This is a genomic window from Nocardia sp. GCM10030253, from assembly GCF_042675075.1.
Taxonomy (GTDB): Bacteria; Actinomycetota; Actinomycetes; order Mycobacteriales; family Mycobacteriaceae; genus Nocardia.
This window is the reverse complement of sequence record NZ_JBHTDL010000010.1, coordinates 24664-42635: the sequence shown is the minus strand read 5'-3', so window position 1 is coordinate 42635 and position 17972 is coordinate 24664. Positions and strand designations below refer to the sequence as shown.

Genomic DNA, 17972 nt, shown 5'->3' with positions numbered 1-17972 from the left:
AGTGAGGCGACGGTATGAGCGGCGAGCCAGGCGAAGGCAGTGACGTGACGCGCGGAGACGGGGGAGTGGAACCCGAGTCCGGTCGGAGCGAGGACAGTGTGAATCCGCCTGCGGCTGAGGGGGAATCGAACCCCCACGGTCCGGATTCGACGGCAAATACTACCTCGCGTAGTGGGTCGGCCGCCGGTGCCGGAGATAGCGATGGCACAGTGGACTCCGGCAGTGCCGACCATGACGACGCCGAACGAAGCGAGGGCTCAGTGAATTCGGTCGAGAGCAGCAAAGACTTCGAGCAATTCCGCGACGATCTCGATGCCGTCGAGCGCCGCGTCGCCGGTGAGATCGACCCCGGCATCCGCGCGATGGTTGTCGCCGGCGCGGTGTTCGTACTGCTGCTGTCGCTGGTGCTGCCGCACGCCGGCACCGCCCGCGGCTTCGACGTATTGCTCGGCACCGAAGCCGCAAGCTTCGAGCACATCGGTCTGCCGTCACGGATCTTCGTCTGGTTCGTCGTCGTTTTCGGTATCAGCTTCTCGCTGCTCGCCCTGATGACCCGACGCTGGGCACTGGCCTGGATCGCGGTCGCCGGGTCCGCCATCGCGAGCGCCTTCGGCGTCTTCGCCATCTGGCACCGGCAAACCCCCGGCGTCGGCGGCCCCGGCGGCGCCAACTACTACGGCGCCGGCCCCGGCATCGGCCTGATCCTCGGCGCACTCGCCGTCATCGTGCTGACCTTCCACTGGGTCCGCGTCGTATGGAGCCGCACCGCACTGCAATTGGCCGCGGAAGAGCAGCGCCGCATCGCCACCGCCGCCGCCGAAGAACGCGAGCGCCGCCGCCGCGGCATTTGATCTGCGGCGCTGCGTGTTCGCGGCCCCGATGGCTCGTATCCGAGCGGCCGAGGCCAGCGACTTCGTCGCGTGCGCTATGGCCGAACGCGAGCAGGCCGCGAACGGTCGCTCGAAAGACTCGCTCTGCGGTGGGTCCGTCAGTGACGATGCCCGCGAATTGACCTGTCGAGACGTGGTGGTCGGAGTTGCCGATGACTGCTCGAAGACATCGTTCAGCCGAGTAGTGGCGGCGCTTCCCTGAGCCGTCAGAGGTTGCTGACAGCGCCCTCTGCCGCCTCGGCCCATTCACGCCACTGCTTGGCCTGCTCCAGGGCTTTCTCGGCATCACGCTTCTTGCCCGCGGCGGTCGCCTTGGCCGCCTGCTCCTCGAATTGCGCTACCCGCTCACGGAATTGGGCCGCCCTGGCCATCGCCTCCGGGTCGGTCCTGCGCCACTGTGAGTCGACCGCGTCGCGCACCCGCTTCTCGATGGCGCGCAGCTTGCCTTCCAGTTCCTGCATCCGTTCACGCGGCACCTTGCCGAGCGCGTCCCACTTGTCCTGCAGCTCGCGCAGCGAGTTCCTGGCGGCATCGAGGCCGTTGGCCGGATCGATGTTTTCGTAGGCGCGCAGCAGCTCTTCCTTGGCGGTGGCATTGTGCTCGAACTCGGCGTCGCGTTCGTTGACGGCGGCGTTGCGCGCGGCGAAGAACACATCCTGAGCGCTCTTGAACCGCCGCCACAGCGCCTCGTCGGCCTCGCGTGGCGCTCGACCCGCGGCCTTCCATTCGGCGAGCAGGTCGCGGAAAACACCCGCGGTGCCCACCCAGTCGGTGGAGCCGGACAACTCCTCGGCGCGCACGCACAGCTCTTCTTTGCGTGTCTTGGCGGCAGAACGTTCCCGGTCGAGCTCGGCGAAGTGGGCGCCGCGGCGGCGGTTGAACGCCTCACGCGCCTTGGAGTAGCGCTTCCACAGCGCGTCGTCGACCTTGCGATCCACCCCGCGGATGGACTTCCACTCGTCGAGGATCTCGCGCAGCCGATCGCCCGCGGCCTTCCACTGGGTCGACTCGGTAGCGATCTTCTCGGCCTCGGCGCACAGTTGTTCCTTGCGCTCGGTGTGCTCGTGCCTAGCCTTTTCCTTCTCCTCCTTGGCGTGCGCCGCCGCCTCTTCGGAGTGCTCGGCGATCGCGGCCAGTCGGCGAGACAGCCCATCGATATCGCCGATGACCGAGGCGGTAGGCAACGACTCGGCCAGCGTGACAGCCGCTGCCTTGGTCTTACGAGCGTCCGCTCCCGCGGCCAATCGCGCCTCCAGCAATGCCACTTCGGTGGCCAGGTCGTCGAATCGGCGGCCGAAATGCGCGAGGCCTTCGGCCGCGTCACCGGCCTGCCAAGAACCGACGACGCGTTCGCCCTCGGCGGTCTTCACCCACGCGGTGCCGTCGTCGTCGACGCGGCCCCACTCGCTGGGATCGCTGGAGGACGGGACGAGCACGGGATGCGGATGCTCCACGCCAGGAGCCGGCTTCATGGCGTGCGGCTTGGGATGGGCCTGCGTGCCGCCCGGTTTCGGGGCACCGGGCTTCGGGACGTCCGAGGGTCGCGGTGTCATGCCGGGGGTGGCTTTCGCGGTTCCGTTGCTGTCCGTCATTGCTCCTCGTCCCTGCCGCGCGTCACGGCTGCCTGGTTACGCCCTAGCTCATCCCATTGAACCCGGTTCGAGCCCTAGAAACTATTGATCGACGTCCTCGCACGGGTGGTTTCCAGGGAAGCCAACCCGTGATGACCTGGGTTGTAGCACCTCGAACACTATCAATCTCGGCCAAGTTTGCGGCAGAGACACTCGAACCCGACCGGCCGCGGGGTCAGCCGGGGACCGGTACCCGCGGTGCGTGGCACCGGTCCTGCGAACGACTACGGTTACGGCGTGTTCTCCATTGCGGCCCTGGTCCCGTCGCCGCCGATCCTCGTGCCCGCGCTCTGCGGCGGTGCCACGCGCGTGACCGGGGCGGATCCGGTCGACGCGCCCGCGCTGCTCCGTGCGGCGGCCCTGGAGGCCGCAGGTGCTCTGGCGGTCGCACACCGCTGGATGGTGGTCGGAACCGGCGCCGCCGATCAGCTGCTCGACCCCGACACGTTGGGCACGTTCCGCGGATTCGGTGTCGACACCCGGGTCGCGCTGTCGAATCCAGCCCTCTCGACAAAGTCTGCCGAAGATGTGCCGGACCCGCGGATTCCGCTGTCCGCGCTGATCGCTGGATGGTTACGGGGACAGGCCGCACCGTCCGCGGAGGCCTCCGCCCGGATTGTCGCCGCGGATACATCGACGGCCCGCTGTGCCGAAATCGGCACCGAACTGCGGACTGTGCTCGACGACGTACCTGAGCCGCTGGGAGTGCTGATAGTCGCGGACGGTGCCGCAACGCTGTCCACGGCCTCGCCCGGATATCTGGATTCGCGCGCCACCGCCGTCCAGGACGATCTCGATCGCGCACTGGCCGCAGGTGATCGGGCGGGACTCCTAGCGTTGGATCCGGCCTTGTGCGCCGAGCTGGCGATGTCCGGGCGGGCCGCCTACCAGGTGCTGGCCGGGCTGTTCGCCGCCGACCCGAGCGACCCGGAGGTCGAGACGCTCTATCAGGACGCGCCTTTCGGCGTCGGCTACCAGGTGAGTGTGTGGCGGCCGGTCCGAGAGCGGGGTGATGCTCCGTGATGATCACCCCGATCGCCGTCGTCGGCCCCACCGCCACCGGCAAATCGGATCTGGGCCTCGACCTCGCCGAGCGTCTCGGCGGCGAAATCGTGAACATCGACGCGATGCAGCTCTACCGCGGCATGGACGTGGGCACCGCAAAGCTCGCCCCCGACGAGCGCCGCGGCATCCCGCACCACCAACTCGACGTCCTCGATGTCACCGAGACCGCGACCGTTGCCGCCTACCAGTCCGCCGCGACCGCGGACGTCACCGCGATCATGGCGCGCGGGCACACCCCGATCATCGTCGGCGGCTCGATGATGTATGTGCAAGCGCTGCTGGATGATTGGGAGTTCCCGGCCACCGATCCCGAGGTCAGGGCGCGCTGGGAGAGCCTGCTCGCCGAGCAGGGCCTCGGCGCGGTGCACGAGGCCTTGCTGGCGGCCGATCCCGCCGCCGCGGCGACCATCCTGCCCACCGACGGCAGGCGGATGGTGCGCGCACTCGAGGTCGTCGAACTCACCGGTCGCCCGTTCGCGGCCTCGGCGCCCGTCATCGGGGAACCACGCTGGGGCACCGCGATCATCGGCGTGGATCGCGATACCGCAGAACTGGATTCGCGTATCGAGCGACGCACCGCCCTGATGTTCGAGTCCGGACTCGTCGAGGAGGTGCGCGGCCTCATCGATGTCGGCCTGCGCGACGGCGTCACGGCGCGCCGTGCCATCGGCTACGCGCAAGTCCTGTCCTATCTGGACAACGAATACGACCTGAACCACGCGCGGGAACGCACCCTGATCGGCACCCGGCGTTACGTCCGGCGACAGCGCTCGTGGTTTCGGCGAGATCCGAGGGTGCGCTGGGTGGACGGCGCAGACCCGCAGCTGGTCAGTACCGTGCTGTCCCTGCTGAACGCGCCACGTCTCGACAACAAAGAACGGACTCCGCAGTGACAAGACGTGTGAGTACCCGCAATGCCTCGGTCCAGGTCTGGCAGGCATATCTGAACAACCGCACCAAACGCCACCGTGACGGCCGTTTTCTCGTGCAGGGCGTGCGCCCGATCACCCAGGCGATCGCCAACGACTGGCCTTTGGAGACGATGCTCTACCGCCTCGGCACGCCCGACCTGTCGAGCTGGGCGCGTGAACTCCTCGAAACCAGTGGGGTCCCGCAGGTCGGCCTGGTGCCGGAGCTGATGGCCGAACTCGGCGAAAAGGCCACCGGCATACCGGAATTGGTGGCAGTCGCGGTATCGCGACAGTCGGAACTCGACACTTTCGAGCCCGGCGAACCCGGCGACACCGCACCGCCGGTCGTCGTGGTCTTCGACCGCCCCAACTCGCCAGGCAACCTCGGCACCCTGATTCGCTCGGCAGACGCCTTCGGTGCCAACGGCGTGATCGTCACCGGCCATGGCGCCGACCAATACGACCCGCAAGCCGTCCGCGCCTCCACCGGGTCGCTGTTCGCGATGCCGGTCTTCCGTGCTGCTGGAGCCACGCAGGTGCTCGAATTCCGGGACCGGCAGGTGCGGCGCGGCATCCCCACCCACATCGTCGGCACCGACGAGGACGGCGCGAGCGCGGTATTCGACCACGATTTCACCGAGGCGACCATCCTGGTGATCGGCAACGAGACCAGCGGTATGAGCGCGGCCTGGCAGCAGGCCTGCGACGACATGGTCTACATCCCGATGGGCGGCACCGCCAGCTCGCTCGGGGCGCCGTCGGCCGCGGCGGCCACGCTGTACGAAATTTCCCGCCAGCGTCGGACGTTTGTCAGGTGACGCAGTTGGGAACAGGTGGGAGCAGACAACACAGGGAGAATCGGAACGTGGCGGACATCGAATTTTCGAAGGGGCACGGCACCCAGAACGACTTCGTGGTGCTGCCAGACCCGGAGGTTCGGCTGGATCTGACCCCCGAGCGGATCGCCGCGCTGTGCGACCGCCAGCGCGGCCTGGGTGCCGACGGAGTGTTGCGCGTGGCGCGTGCCGGAGCCCTGCGCGACCGCGGCGTGCTCGCCGAGATCCCCGAAGGCGTCGACGCCACCGACTGGTTCATGGACTACCGCAATGCCGACGGCTCGATCGCGGAGATGTGCGGCAATGGTGTCCGGGTATTCGCGCACTACCTGGCCATGAGCGGCCTCGAATCGAGCACGCGGTTCGTGGTCGGCAGCCGGGCCGGGGCGCGCCCGGTCACCGTGCACGCCGCCGACCCCGTCAACGGTGATGTCACCGTCGATATGGGCGTGGTGCGTGAATTGGGTCCCTCGACAGCCACCATCACGGCTTGGGCGTTCTCCGGAATCGGCATCGACGTGGGCAATCCGCACCTGGCCTGTGTCGACCCCGGCCTGTCCGTCGACGCACTCGCCAAGCTCGATCTCACCGCATCCCCTGGCTACGACCCCGACCTCTTCCCACACGGCGTCAACGTCGAGATCGTCACCGCGCTGGATGCCGACAACTCCGTCGACATGCGCGTCTACGAACGCGGCGTCGGCGAAACCCGTTCCTGCGGAACAGGAACCGTCGCTGCGGCCGCCGCGGCACTGGCCAACGCCGGCTTCACCATCGCCACCGACAGCGGCGAGGTCCGGGTCCGGATCCCCGGCGGCGAGGTCACCGTCACCCTCCGCGACGGCTCCGCCCAGTTGCGTGGCCCGTCGGTGCTGGTCGCCTCCGGTCACATCGCCGCAGGGTGGTGGCAGGCTCTCTGAAAATCGCCGGGCGGCGTGGCGTTGTAATACTCGGATGCGCCGTGTCGGTACATCGTGGGACCATGGATCTTGTATGACGAAACAAGAGACGTATGAATTCACGCCGGCAGCCGACGATGACGACTTCACCGAGGCCGCCGATGAGGCGAGCTTCGACGAAGGCGCCGACACCGGCGACGTAGTGGCCGAGCACAAGGCGCGCATGGCGCGTTCGGGCTGGACCCGGGAATCGAAGTCCGCGGACCCCACGGTCGGCGAGATGCAGCTCCAGGACCGCAGCTCGCTGCGTCGTGTCGCGGGTCTGTCCACCGAGCTCACCGACATCACCGAGGTCGAGTACCGGCAGCTGCGCCTGGAACGGGTCGTGCTGGTCGGCGTATGGACCTCGGGCAGCACCGTGCAGGCCGAGGCGAGCATGACCGAACTGGCCGCACTCGCCGAGACCGCGGGTTCCGAGGTGCTCGAGGGCTTGATCCAGCGCCGCGACAAGCCGGACCCGGCCACCTACATCGGTTCCGGCAAGGCCGATGAGCTGCGCTCCGTAGTGCTCGAGACCGGTGCCGACACGGTGATCTGCGACGGTGAACTGACTCCCGCGCAGCTGACCGCGCTGGAGAAGGTCGTCAAGGTCAAGGTGATCGACCGGACCGCGCTCATCCTGGATATTTTCGCCCAGCACGCCACTTCCAGCGAGGGCAAGGCGCAGGTCGCGCTGGCCCAGATGGAATACATGCTGCCGCGACTGCGCGGCTGGGGTGAGTCCATGTCCCGGCAGGCCGGTGGTCGCGCGGGCAGCAACGGCGGTGTCGGTCTGCGTGGTCCCGGTGAGACCAAGATCGAAACCGACCGTCGTCGCATCCGTGAGCGGATGGCCAAGCTGCGCCGCGAGATCCGTGAGATGAAGACCGCGCGCGACACCAAGCGGGCCCGCCGCAATTCCAGCGGCATTCCGTCGGTGGCGATCGTCGGCTATACCAATGCGGGCAAATCCAGCCTGATGAACGCGTTGACCGGTGCGGGCCTGCTGGTGCAGGACGCGCTGTTCGCCACCCTCGATCCGACCACCCGGCGCGCGGGCCTGGACGACGGCCGCGAGGTCGTCTTCACCGACACCGTCGGTTTCGTCCGCCACCTGCCGACCCAGTTGGTCGAGGCGTTCCGGTCCACCCTCGAGGAGGTCACCGGCGCCGATCTGCTGCTGCACGTCGTCGACGGCTCCGACTCGCTGCCCGCCGATCAGATCAAGGCGGTCCGCGAGGTGATCACCGACGTGATCAAGGAGTCGGGCTCGGCTGCGCCGCCGGAACTGCTGGTGGTCAACAAGATCGACGCGGCCGATCCGGTAGAGCTCACCCGCTTGCGCGGGGTGTTGCCCGACGCGGCCTACGTGTCCGCCCACACCGGCGCGGGCATCGCGGCGCTGCGTGAGCGGCTGGCCGAGGTCCTCGGCGGACTCGATGTCGAGATCAGCGTGCTGTTGCCCTATACCCGCGGCGACCTGCTCGCCCGCATTCACGCGGATGGCCGGATCACCACGTCCGCTCACGAAGAGGGTGGCACTCGGGTGCGGGCACGGGTTCCGCATGCACTGGCCGCGGCGTTGTCGGAATACGCCCACGCCGGGTCCGCCGCGGAGCTGGAGGGCGACGGGTTCCCGGAGGCCAACGGGCATGCCGAGACCATTGGATACTCGGAGACGAACGGCCCGTCGCAGGACTGATCGTCGCGACGCGGAACCGGAGTGTGACGTAACGCTCACTGTCCCGTTTGTGCGAGCGTGCACGGCCCGCCGACCCCCGGTCGGCGGGTTTCGTGCATTCCGGCCGCACAACCGGTGCGACGCAGTCGATTTCGTTACGTTATTGTCGTCGAATCGACATCAGGAGGGTTCCATGTCGCACGACAACTCCGGCTCGGCCGATTCCGACAATCGGCCGTCCGGTGACTCGTCGCACACCGACAAGGTGCTCAGTGACGGTGCGCCGCTATCGGTTTCGCTGACCGACACCGATCTGCGGGTGCTCGACACCCTGCTTGCGCCACTGCGCGCCTGGACAAGCCCGCGCTTCTACGGCCTGGAGAACATCCCCGCCGAGGGTCCGGTGCTGCTGGTCGGCAACCACAACCTGATGGGCGGTATCGACGCGCCCTTGCTGCTGCCGGAGATCCTGCGCCGCCGCGGCAGGCTGATCCGCGGCCTCGCCGAGAACGTGCTGATCTCGGTCCCCGGCGTGCGCGAACTGCTGCACCACTTCGGTGCGGTCCGTGGCAACCGGCGTAACTGCCTGGCGCTGCTGGCCCGAGGCGAGGCCGTGATCGTGTTCCCGGGTGGTGGTCGCGAGGCGGTTCGCCGCAAGAACGAGAAGTACGCCCTGAAATGGGAGGGGCGGTCCGGATTCGCGCACATGGCGATCGAGGCGGGCGCCCCGATCGTGCCGGTGGCGATGATCGGCGTCGACGACGCCTACGACATTGTCTTCGACGGCGACCACCCGGTGATGCGTCCGCTGCGCTGGGCGGTCGAAGCCTTGGGGCTCAGCAAGGATCTGACCCCGCCGCTCATCCGTGGCATCGGCCCGACCGTCGTGCCACGACCGGAGCGGTTCTACTTCTCCGCGGGTGCCCCGATCGACCCGGCACCGTGGCGTGATGCGGCAGACAAGCATTCTGCCGCAGTGGAATTGCGCGATGTAGTGCGTAAAGAGCTGGAGGAGGAGCTGAAGTTCCTCTTCGCCGAGCGGGAGCGTGACTCCGGTCGAACCCTGATCGGTCGGCTGCGCGGCCTGTTGAATCGTTGACGACCGGTCCTCACCTGCGCTGTCAGCAAATTCTCAGTTAGTGCCAGCTACGGTGGTCCAATGCAGTGGACACGGAGACGAACGGCGGCAGCGGCGAGTGCGGTAGTGATGTTCCTGGGGGTGCCCGCGGCGTCAGGAGGCCTGGCCACCGCCGCGGCCGCACCGTTGGATCCGATCGTCGCTTCGGGTTCACTGCTCGCCTCGCCCCGTTCGCCGGACGGGTCCCGGATAGCCGACTTCACCATCAAGGACGACCGCAACCTCGTCCTCCAGGTGTATTCCGCCGCCATGGACAAGAACATCGAGATCAAGGTGCAGCGCCCCGCCGACACCTCCGTCGCGCGACCGACGCTGTACCTGCTCTCGGGAGCCGGCGGCGGCGAGGACGACGCCACTTGGGACGTGAAAACCTCCGCTGCGCAGTTCTTCGCCGACAAGGACGTGAACGTCATCCAGCCGGTCGGCGGTGCCTGGAGCTACTACACCGACTGGCGCGAGCCCGACCCTGCCCTCGGCGTGAACAAGTGGCAGACCTTCTTCACCGAGGAACTGCCGCCCCTGATCGACGCCGCGCTCGGCGCGAACGGGACCAACGCGATTGCGGGCCTATCGATGGCGGGCACCGCCGTGCTGCAATTGCCCATCGCCAAACCCGGCCTGTTCAAGTCGGCTGCCACCTACAGCGGGTGCGCCCAGATCAGCGACCCGATCGGCTGGAACTTCGTCAATGCCGTCGTCGCGGCCGGCGGCGGCAAATCCAAGAACATGTACGGACGGCAACGCGATCCGATGTGGGCCGCCAACGACCCATACGTGCACGCTGACCAACTACGTGGCGTGAACCTGTTCATCTCCAACGGCACCGGCCTCCCCGGCCAGTGGGACACCCTCGACGGCACCCACGCCCTACCCGGCGTCGGCGGCCTCGTGAACCAGGTGACCCTCGGCGCCGGCCTCGAAGCCGCAGCCGACTACTGCTCCCGCAACATGCAGAACCGCCTCAACCAGCTCGGCATCCCCGCCACCTACGACTTCCAGCCGACAGGCACGCACTCCTGGGGCTACTGGGAGGACGCCCTCGTCTCCTCCTGGCCGGTCCTAGCCAAGGGCCTCGGCCTCCCGGCCTGAGCCGAGTCGAGTCACCGGGGGTGCGCATCGGCTCCAGACGGTCTCGTCCTTCAGGCCCGAGCCGGGCGAGTCGCTGGAGTCTCGACGGCGTGTGCGTCATCTCCTGGCCGGTTCACTCGATGAGGCTCCTGGCCCAATGCCCACGGGCGCCCGCCTGGGTTGGGCGTTTGCCGGGAATCTCGATCTGCTGCGGATTTCACCGCCGCTGGACCTGGTGGGGCAATAAATTCCGGACGCGAAGTGAACTGCCATTCTCTTTCCGGGTACCGTATGTGACAACGACGGGTCGGTGTGGACCGACCGCTGTGGTCACTAGGAGGTTGGTGTGGAGCGCACATTGTTCGAACCCGAACATGATCTGTTCCGGGAGTCGTTCCGCAAGTTTCTCGATCAGCACGTCGCGCCGAATCACGCGAAGTGGGAAGAACAGGGCATCGTCGACCGCGACGTCTGGCTCGAGGCAGGTAAGCAGGGATTCCTCGGCATGGCCATGCCAGAGGAGTACGGCGGCGGCGGAGTCAAGGACTTCCGCTACAACGCGATCGTCGCCGAGGAATCCGTCCGCGGCCAATACTCCGGCCTCGGTTTCGCCCTCCACAACGACGTAATCGCCCCCTACCTCTCCGAACTCGCCAACGACGAGCAGAAACAACGCTGGCTCCCCGGCTTCTGCTCCGGCGAAATCATCACCGCCATCGCCATGACCGAACCCGGCACCGGCTCCGACCTCCAGGGCATCAAAACCCGCGCGGTCCGCGACGGCGACGACTGGATCCTCAACGGCGCCAAGACCTTCATCACCAACGGCATCAACTCAGACCTCGTCATCGTCGTAGCCCAAACCGACCCCGAAAAAGGCGCGATGGGCTTCAGCCTCCTCGTCGTCGAACGCGGTATGCCCGGCTTCGAACGCGGCGCCAACCTCGACAAGCTCGGCCTCAAAGCCCAAGACACCGCAGAACTGAGCTTCACCGCCGTCCGCGTCCCCGGCAAGAACCTGCTCGGCACCGAGGGCATGGGTTTCATCCACCTCATGCATAACCTGCCCCAGGAGCGCCTGTCGATCGCCGTCATGGCGGCCGCCGCCATGGAGGCATGTCTCGACATGACCATCCAATACGTTCGCGACCGCAAGGCCTTCGGCAAGCCCATCGGCGCCCTCCAGAACACCCGCTTCGTCCTCGCCGAACTGGCCACCAAAACCACCGCCGTCCGCGTCCTCGTCGACCGCTTCATCGAGGACCTCAACGCAGGCAAGCTTTCCGTCGAGGACGCCGCCATGGCGAAGTGGTGGAGCACCGAGGAACAGGTCGACCTGATTGACCGCTGCCTCCAGTTGCATGGTGGGTACGGCTATATGAAGGAATACCCGATTGCCAAGGCGTACATGGACGCTCGGGTTCAGACGATCTACGGTGGGACGACCGAGATCATGAAGGAAATCATCGGGCGGTCGCTGAAACTGTCCTGACGACAAGCGGTTTCGGACTCCAGTCGGCGGCAGATGTCGGCCGTAGACTGGGATCCGTATGTTTCGATGAGGCCACGGTTCGAGGTGGCCGGCGAACCAAACTGAATGAAAAACGCTTGCTGCGTCGATAAAGCGCCTGGTCAAGAAGTGTGCTCCCCGCGCACGCGGGATGATCCGGTGTCTTGGAAGTGACAGATGTTGCCGCGCTCGTGCTCCCTGCGCACGCAGGGATGGTCCTGGAAGGTAGGGCAAGGCTGGGAGGTGCTCTCCGCGCACGTGGGGATGCTCTTCTGTGCCCGGGTTTTCGTCGATGGCCTATTCGCCGCGAGCCGTCAGCACCGCACGCGCTGTCTGCGTCAGCCGGGGTGGCCAGGCTTGCGAAGGCGCAGTCCAAGTACTGAACCGCCAGATCGGTGCTTCCGCGCCGAAGATTCGTTGTGCGAACTTACGGGTATAACGGAAACATGAGGGCTTCAAAGTATTTGGTGGTGCTCGTCAGCGTGCTGGTCGCCGCTGTTTCCGTTCTCGTCCTATCCGTTTCCCCCGCCGCCGCGGCTCCGGCGGGCGCACACCTGGTCGACGACGTCCCCCTGGACAGCTCCGTATCGAGGATGGACATCTACTCGCCATCGATGGATCGTGTGGTGCGCAACAGGGTGATTCATGCCGCGGGTCGCTCCGCGCCCACGCTGTATTTGCTCACCGGGATCGGTGGCGGTGTGGACGGGATCTCGTGGTGGGACGACACCGATGTCCGAGAGTTCTTCGCCGACAAGCACGTGAATGTGGTGATGCCGGTCGGGGGCGCCTTCAGCATGTACACCGATTGGCTCGCCGACGACCCGGCGGTTGGTCGCAACCGGTGGCAGACCTATCTCACGCAGGAGCTGCCTGCGGTCCTCGACAAGCAACTCGGCAGCACTGGGCGGAACGCGATTGCGGGAGTGTCGATGAGCGCGGCCTCCGCGGTCGACCTCGCGATCCAGGCGCCGCATCTGTACAGCGCCGTGGCGGCGTACAGCGGGTGCCCCTGGGCCTCGGACCCGCTGGGGGTGGCGATGGTTACCGCCCAAGTGGGTCGCGGCGGCGGCAACCCGGTCAACATGTGGGGCACGCTGGGCCAAGCGGTGTGGCGGGCGCACGACGCTTTCGCCAACGCGTCCGCTCTCGCAGGCAAAACCATCTACCTGTCAGCCGCTACCGGCACTCCCGGCGTGATTGATGAAGGCGGCCTGCCTTTCCCGCCGCTCGAGGCGATCGCGAGTTCGTGCACGTCGGCCTTCGCAAGCAGGCTCGCCGAGCTCGGTTTGCCCGCGGTGCACGTCAACCGGCCGGAGGGTTCGCACACCTGGGGGCAGTTCGAAACTGACCTGCACGATTCCTGGCCGCACCTGGCTCGCGCGCTTGGTGCGTGAGGATGCCGAGCGACGCCATCGAGTGACCCGGCCCCGATACCTGGTCGGACCGCGCTGCGAACTCGAGCTCGGTGACGACTACCGGTAATGCAACACACGGTGGTGGGTGCGGCCCGAATGCTCTGCTAGCTCGCGACCGTGCGGTATCTGATCCGTCGGCACGATCGCCTTGTCGAGCAGGTCCACAGGCGCGATCAGTGGTGATCGACAATTCACTCAGTGGCTGCGCAGGTCGCGGGCCAGGCGCTGGCCTGGTCGCGTAGCTGTCGTATGTCGACATCGAATCATGGGCGAGGCCCGTGGGAGGCGAGCCCGACGGTTCGTGTCTTCAGCGCGGTGCCCGGTGCGATATCGACCAGCGAACCCGCAGCACGGTAGAACGGATCGTCTGTCGGCAACAGCAGCGCGGCATCAGCGCGCGCAGCCGGTTCTTCAGCAAACGAAAGCATCGTTAGCGCAACGAGTGTCGTCAACATTGCCACGGCGCCGCCACGGCGAACGCGGAGTCGGCCAGCGCAGTACTTTGCTCACTGCTCAGGAACTCCCTTCATTCGGTTGTCCCCCAGGCCATTTCGAGGCGTATCCGATGCTATCGATCGAGCACGCAGGTGTCGTGACCATACTTCTCACGGGCCTCGAAGACGGCTTGTCTGCCCGCGGCAACGCGACATCGCGCGAAGGGCATTGCATGACACGAGCGACCGTCGAGCCGAAAATGCTCTGGGAGTGGGGTAATCGAGGACGGAACGTCTCACCAGTCATGGAATGCCAGTTGTCTCGCAGGGCTCACGGGGTGAGTAGGGCGGTGAGGGAGTCAGCTGTCCAGCCGATGTCCACGCCTGGGCATGCCGCCAGGTAGGCGGCTATCCGTTCGGTGGTCCATCCGTGCGAATCTGCCAAACCGGTGGCTAGATGACGTAGGTATGCGGCTGATGGTGGATTGCCAGGCAGGTCGGTGCAATGCCAAGGGGCGGTCAAGGTCAGGAGGGGGTAGCCGTCGTGGGTGCCTGCGCAGACCAATGTTTCGTAGCGGCCGGGGCCGAGTGTGCTGCGGCCCGAGTTGATTGCCTCGGTCAGGTCGAGGTCGGTGCCCGGCTCGCGGTACATCTCTTGAGCGGCGATATCGGAGAACTGGGCGGCGGTGATCAGGTGGGCGCGGACGGCGGTCACACCGGGAGCATCCGGATCGTAGAAGGCCCGGCCGCCGGTCCAGACCAGCGATTCGGTGGCGAAATACAGTTGGCCGCTCAGCATGATCGGGGCGGAACGTGTCGGGTCTGCGGGGTTGCGGCAGCCGGGGAGAGTCAGGGCACCGCCCGCAGGGGTGCCGCCCGCGAGGTAGCACCGTAACCGTGGCAGATGCATATTCGACCCGTAGGCCGCATACCAGACCAGGCCGGTCCCATTGTTGGATCGACCTGCCGCGCCGGGAACATCGTTGCTAGGCATCACCTCGACGATAGGCAGTGCAACCCGGTCTACGTGGGTGCAACGCTATGCCGCAACCAATCCCTCAGGTCAAGCCACCCATAGCCAGCGCAATCACTCGGCGGCAGTCGGCATCCCGGTTGCCGACGCCAGTCCGAAAGTCAACGGCTCGAACTCCGTTGCCCGAAGCGCTGGGCAGCCAGGTGACGCGCGCCGCGCCCGAAGCTGCCGACGTCAGACGGACCAATGTGTTGTGCGCGCGGTGCTGTTGAAGGCGCTGCACCGTCCGATCAGGATCGACGCGCGACTATCGGGATAGGCGAAGGTGTGTACCGGCAGGTGAGGAATGCTGCACCCGAAGTGCGCCGACCACCGGCTTCAGACATACCAGTGTGCCGTGCGCGCTGTGTCGTAGATCGGGTCGAAGATGCGGGTGTGCTGAGTGCGTGCGGCATCGAGGTGTTGTCGACGCACCCCGAGCCGCTGCATCCCCGGCCGAGCGACGGTGTCACGGAAGTAATACTGCCGCTGCTGGATTCGATTGATCGTTTCTCCGAGCATCGCGTGCAAGCGGGTGCGACCGGCCCAGACGCGGGGGATCGGAGCCGGGAGTTGCTCGATGCGAGGTGCGAGCTTGGCAAGTGTGGCGGGATGCGGCATGAAGTGTCCTCGGGAGTGGAGGGTAAGACCTCGGGCGGCTCAGTCGCGTCGTGCGACGGTCAGCACGTCCGGTACCAGCGCGGGCGGAATCGGATGACGTTGCACAGGCCGCTGCTCAGTGACAGTGAATCCCGCTGCCTCGATCAGTGTTCGCATCTCGTTGGGCGGCGGAAAGTACGCGAGGCCCTGTATCGGTGCGGGCTGGAGTACCCGAGCGAATCGGCTGGTCGGGTTGTTCAGCACGATTGCGAGCAGTCCGCCAGGTGCCAGAATCCGATGGAACTCGGCGAGGGCGGCCTGGTGATCGAAGAAATGGAAGGCGTGCGTGGAAACCACCGCATCGACGGCGTCGTCGGGAAACCCGAGGTCTTCGGCCTGTCGATTTCGCCACTGCACTCGGTCCGAACGAAACCTGGCCTGCTTCAACATGCCCGCCGAGGCGTCGCAGCCGTAGATCGCCTCCGGTGTCAGATCTGCCGCGATCCGCGAGGCCAGAATACCGGTGCCGCAACCGACATCGGCGATTCTTTTGGCCCCACTGACCGCCAGCTGGGCAATGATCTCGTCCTGCGGCGGCCGATAGGCGAGCCGCTGGAGGATCGATGTGTTGTACAGGCCCGCGGCCCTGTTCCAGCCCTGGGTTACCAATCCATTGAACGCGCGCACAGACGCTTGTCGCGTGGCAGACATCAATGTCCCCTTCAGAAAGTGTCACCCTCAGATTAGATTGTCTGAGACACATTGGGAAGTCGTCGTCCGGCTCCCGATGCAGACCCGCGCTCGTCGGCGCACCTCCGGGTCTGGTGACCGTGCTGAACCTCGCCGCGTTCGAGCCCGAATTCCTCTGGCTGCTCGGTCGCCGACTGACTGATGCCGACCGAGTCATGGGCTCGATCGATCGGTCGGGGCGAATGGCCTACGACGGGCGGATCGCGATGCAGACACCCGTACCGGCGATACCTCGATCGCCGAAACGGCGGTCGACTCCCAAGAACTCGGCGTTCAGGAAATGGATCTGACCGGCATCAATGGGAATTTCTGCAAAGAGTGATATGTCAGTCAGCTAAGCGCGGTAGGGTCGCCCGGTAGGGCTCGAGCAAGGCGGGGTTGCATGGCGCTTGTCGATAGGGTGGTTCGATTACCCGCGCCGCTGATCACGTGGGGGCTGGATCTGGTCTTCTCGGGGCTGCGGACATTCGGACGGGCGTTGAAGCTCGCGGTGGCGGCGTTCGGGTTTCTCTTCCGGGATCTCATCAGGTTGCGGCACCCGTGGCGGGAGACGATTCAACAGGGGTGGTTCATTGTCAGCGTCACCGCGATTCCCGCTGTGCTGGTGGCGATTCCGTTCGGCGTCATCGTCTCCGTACAGGTCGGTAGTCTGACTCAGCAGGTGGGTGCGACCTCCGTCGCGGGCGCGGCGGGCGGGCTCGGGGTGATTCGGCAGGGTGCGCCGATGGTGACGGCGCTGCTGCTCGGTGGCGCGGCCGGTTCGGCGATCGCCTCCGATCTCGGCGCGCGCACCATCCGCGAGGAAGTCGACGCGATGCGCACCATGGGCATCGACCCGGTGCGTCGATTGGTCGCGCCTCGGCTGGCCGCGATGATCGTGCTGACGCCGATGTTGTGCCTGCTCATCATCTTCATGGGGGTGTTCACCGGGTATGTGATCGCGGTCGGATTCCAGGGCGTGACTCCGGGCAGCTACCTGACATCGTTCGCGGCATTCGCGTCTATGGGCGATCTGGTGGTGGCGATCGTCAAATCGGTGATCTTCGGTGTCATCGTGCTGATCGTCGCGTGCCAGCGAGGGTTGGAGGCGATGCACGGACCGAAGGGTGTCGCCAATGCGGTGAACGCCGCCGTGGTGATCGGGGTAATGGCCGCGTTCGGCGTCAATCTCGTGATCACACAGCTGGTGTCGATGTTCATGCCGCAGAGGGTCGGCTGATGGTCGAGGTACCGGCGAAATATCAACCCTTCGGTGTGGCGGGGCGAGTGGCCGCGAGCGGTGTCCGTGGCCCGATGTCGATTCTGGAATCACTCGGGCATCAGCTGACTTTCGTCGGTCAGGTGCTGACGGCGGTGCCGCACACGCTGCGCGCCTACCGCCGCCAGACGATGCTCGTGCTCACCGACATCACCTGGGGCAGTGGTGCTTTGATCGTCGGCGGCGGCACCGTTGCGGTGCTGATCTTTCTCGGCGTCGCGGTCGGCGGCTCGATCGGAGTGGAGGGATTCACCGCGCTGAACATGGTCGGCATGGGCCCGCTGACAGGTTTCGTCTCCGCCTACGCGAACACCAGGGAGATGGCGCCCATGGTCGCCGCGATCGGGTTCGCCGCGCAGGCAGGATGCCGGATGACGGCCGAGATCGGCGCGATGCGGATCTCCGAGGAGATCGACGCGCTGGAAGCCATTGGCATCCGGCCTATTCCCTTCGTGGTGACCACGCGCGTGATCGCGGGCGTCATCACCATCGTTCCGCTGTTTCTGCTGACGCTGATCCTGAGCTACCTCTCGTGCGCGGTCGTGGTGAATGTGCTGCACGGCCAATCATCGGGCACGTATTACCACTATTTCGACGCCTTCCTCCAACCAGGCGATGTGTTCGCCTCGCTGATCAAGGCGACCGTATTCGTGGTCATGATCATCCTCATTCACGGCTACCAGGGCTTCTACGCGACGGGTGGTCCCGAGGGTGTCGGTCGCGCCTCGGGCCGCGCGATTCGGGCCAGCCTGGTCCTCGTGGTGATCGCCGACATGATCATGACGATCGCCTTCTGGGGCCTTGACGTCGGAATCAGGATCTCGGGGTAAGC

Annotated in this window: 16 protein-coding genes; 12 read left to right on the top strand and 4 right to left on the bottom strand. The window is 66.3% G+C overall.

The features are described 5' to 3' along the window. Positions 1-209 precede the first annotated feature (209 nt). Positions 210-851 carry a hypothetical protein gene (locus ACFQZZ_RS22750; protein WP_378684236.1) on the top strand — a complete coding sequence of 214 codons (642 nt, stop codon included), beginning with the start codon at positions 210-212 and terminating at the stop codon, positions 849-851. Between the two features lie 245 nt (positions 852-1096). Here ACFQZZ_RS22750 and ACFQZZ_RS22745 read toward each other — a convergent pair whose 3' ends face one another. Further along, complete coding sequence (locus ACFQZZ_RS22745; RefSeq protein ID WP_378684233.1) at positions 1097-2482, bottom strand: DUF349 domain-containing protein; 1386 nt, start codon at positions 2480-2482, stop codon at positions 1097-1099. 276 nt (positions 2483-2758) lie between these two features. Between ACFQZZ_RS22745 and ACFQZZ_RS22740 the strand changes: the two genes are divergently transcribed. The 9 genes from ACFQZZ_RS22740 to ACFQZZ_RS22700 all read left to right on the top strand — a co-directional run bounded on the left by ACFQZZ_RS22740 (position 2759) and on the right by ACFQZZ_RS22700 (position 13065). Further along, the gene (locus ACFQZZ_RS22740) at positions 2759-3544 is read left to right on the top strand and encodes a hypothetical protein (RefSeq protein WP_378684230.1); all 786 of its coding nucleotides are present in this window, start codon (positions 2759-2761) and stop codon (positions 3542-3544) included. Further along, entirely contained in the window at positions 3544-4479 is a 936-nt protein-coding gene (gene miaA / locus ACFQZZ_RS22735) for a tRNA (adenosine(37)-N6)-dimethylallyltransferase MiaA (protein ID WP_378685054.1), read from the top strand. Before ACFQZZ_RS22740 ends, miaA begins: the two co-directional genes overlap by 1 nt. Then, positions 4476-5315 (top strand): TrmH family RNA methyltransferase, encoded by an 840-nt coding sequence (locus ACFQZZ_RS22730; RefSeq protein ID WP_378684227.1) that lies wholly within the window; start codon positions 4476-4478, stop codon positions 5313-5315. Before miaA ends, ACFQZZ_RS22730 begins: the two co-directional genes overlap by 4 nt. A gap of 56 nt (positions 5316-5371) precedes the next feature. Further along, positions 5372-6253 (top strand): diaminopimelate epimerase, encoded by an 882-nt coding sequence (dapF, locus tag ACFQZZ_RS22725; RefSeq protein ID WP_378685051.1) that lies wholly within the window; start codon positions 5372-5374, stop codon positions 6251-6253. 202 nt (positions 6254-6455) lie between these two features. Next, on the top strand, positions 6456-7973 hold the full coding sequence (hflX, locus tag ACFQZZ_RS22720; RefSeq protein WP_378685048.1) for a GTPase HflX: 1518 nt from the start codon (positions 6456-6458) through the stop codon (positions 7971-7973). Positions 7974-8145: 172 nt separating this feature from the next. Further along, entirely contained in the window at positions 8146-9051 is a 906-nt protein-coding gene (locus ACFQZZ_RS22715; protein WP_378684224.1) for a lysophospholipid acyltransferase family protein, read from the top strand. 60 nt (positions 9052-9111) lie between these two features. Continuing rightward, positions 9112-10179, top strand: coding sequence for an alpha/beta hydrolase (locus ACFQZZ_RS22710; protein WP_378684221.1), 1068 nt, complete (start codon positions 9112-9114; stop codon positions 10177-10179). A 325-nt stretch (positions 10180-10504) separates the two neighbouring features. After that, complete coding sequence (locus tag ACFQZZ_RS22705) at positions 10505-11650, top strand: acyl-CoA dehydrogenase family protein (RefSeq protein ID WP_378684218.1); 1146 nt, start codon at positions 10505-10507, stop codon at positions 11648-11650. A 464-nt stretch (positions 11651-12114) separates the two neighbouring features. Next, positions 12115-13065: an alpha/beta hydrolase gene (locus tag ACFQZZ_RS22700; RefSeq protein ID WP_378684215.1), complete on the top strand. Its 951-nt coding sequence runs from the start codon at positions 12115-12117 to the stop codon at positions 13063-13065. Between the two features lie 786 nt (positions 13066-13851). On the opposite strand, the gene ACFQZZ_RS22695 is transcribed toward ACFQZZ_RS22700, so the two are convergent. The 3 genes from ACFQZZ_RS22695 to ACFQZZ_RS22685 form a co-directional block, all read right to left on the bottom strand. Next, positions 13852-14514, bottom strand: coding sequence for a histone deacetylase (locus ACFQZZ_RS22695; protein WP_378684212.1), 663 nt, complete (start codon positions 14512-14514; stop codon positions 13852-13854). A 357-nt stretch (positions 14515-14871) separates the two neighbouring features. Next, positions 14872-15153, bottom strand: coding sequence for a hypothetical protein (locus tag ACFQZZ_RS22690; RefSeq protein WP_378684209.1), 282 nt, complete (start codon positions 15151-15153; stop codon positions 14872-14874). Between the two features lie 39 nt (positions 15154-15192). Next, positions 15193-15843, bottom strand: a complete 651-nt coding sequence (locus ACFQZZ_RS22685) for a class I SAM-dependent methyltransferase (protein WP_378684206.1) — start codon at positions 15841-15843, stop codon at positions 15193-15195. Positions 15844-16264: 421 nt separating this feature from the next. On the opposite strand from ACFQZZ_RS22685, the gene ACFQZZ_RS22680 reads away from it, so the two are divergent. Continuing rightward, positions 16265-17101: an MlaE family ABC transporter permease gene (locus tag ACFQZZ_RS22680; protein ID WP_378684203.1), complete on the top strand. Its 837-nt coding sequence runs from the start codon at positions 16265-16267 to the stop codon at positions 17099-17101. Positions 17102-17175: 74 nt separating this feature from the next. Then, positions 17176-17970, top strand: coding sequence for an ABC transporter permease (locus ACFQZZ_RS22675; protein ID WP_378685045.1), 795 nt, complete (start codon positions 17176-17178; stop codon positions 17968-17970). Positions 17971-17972: the final 2 nt, after the last annotated feature.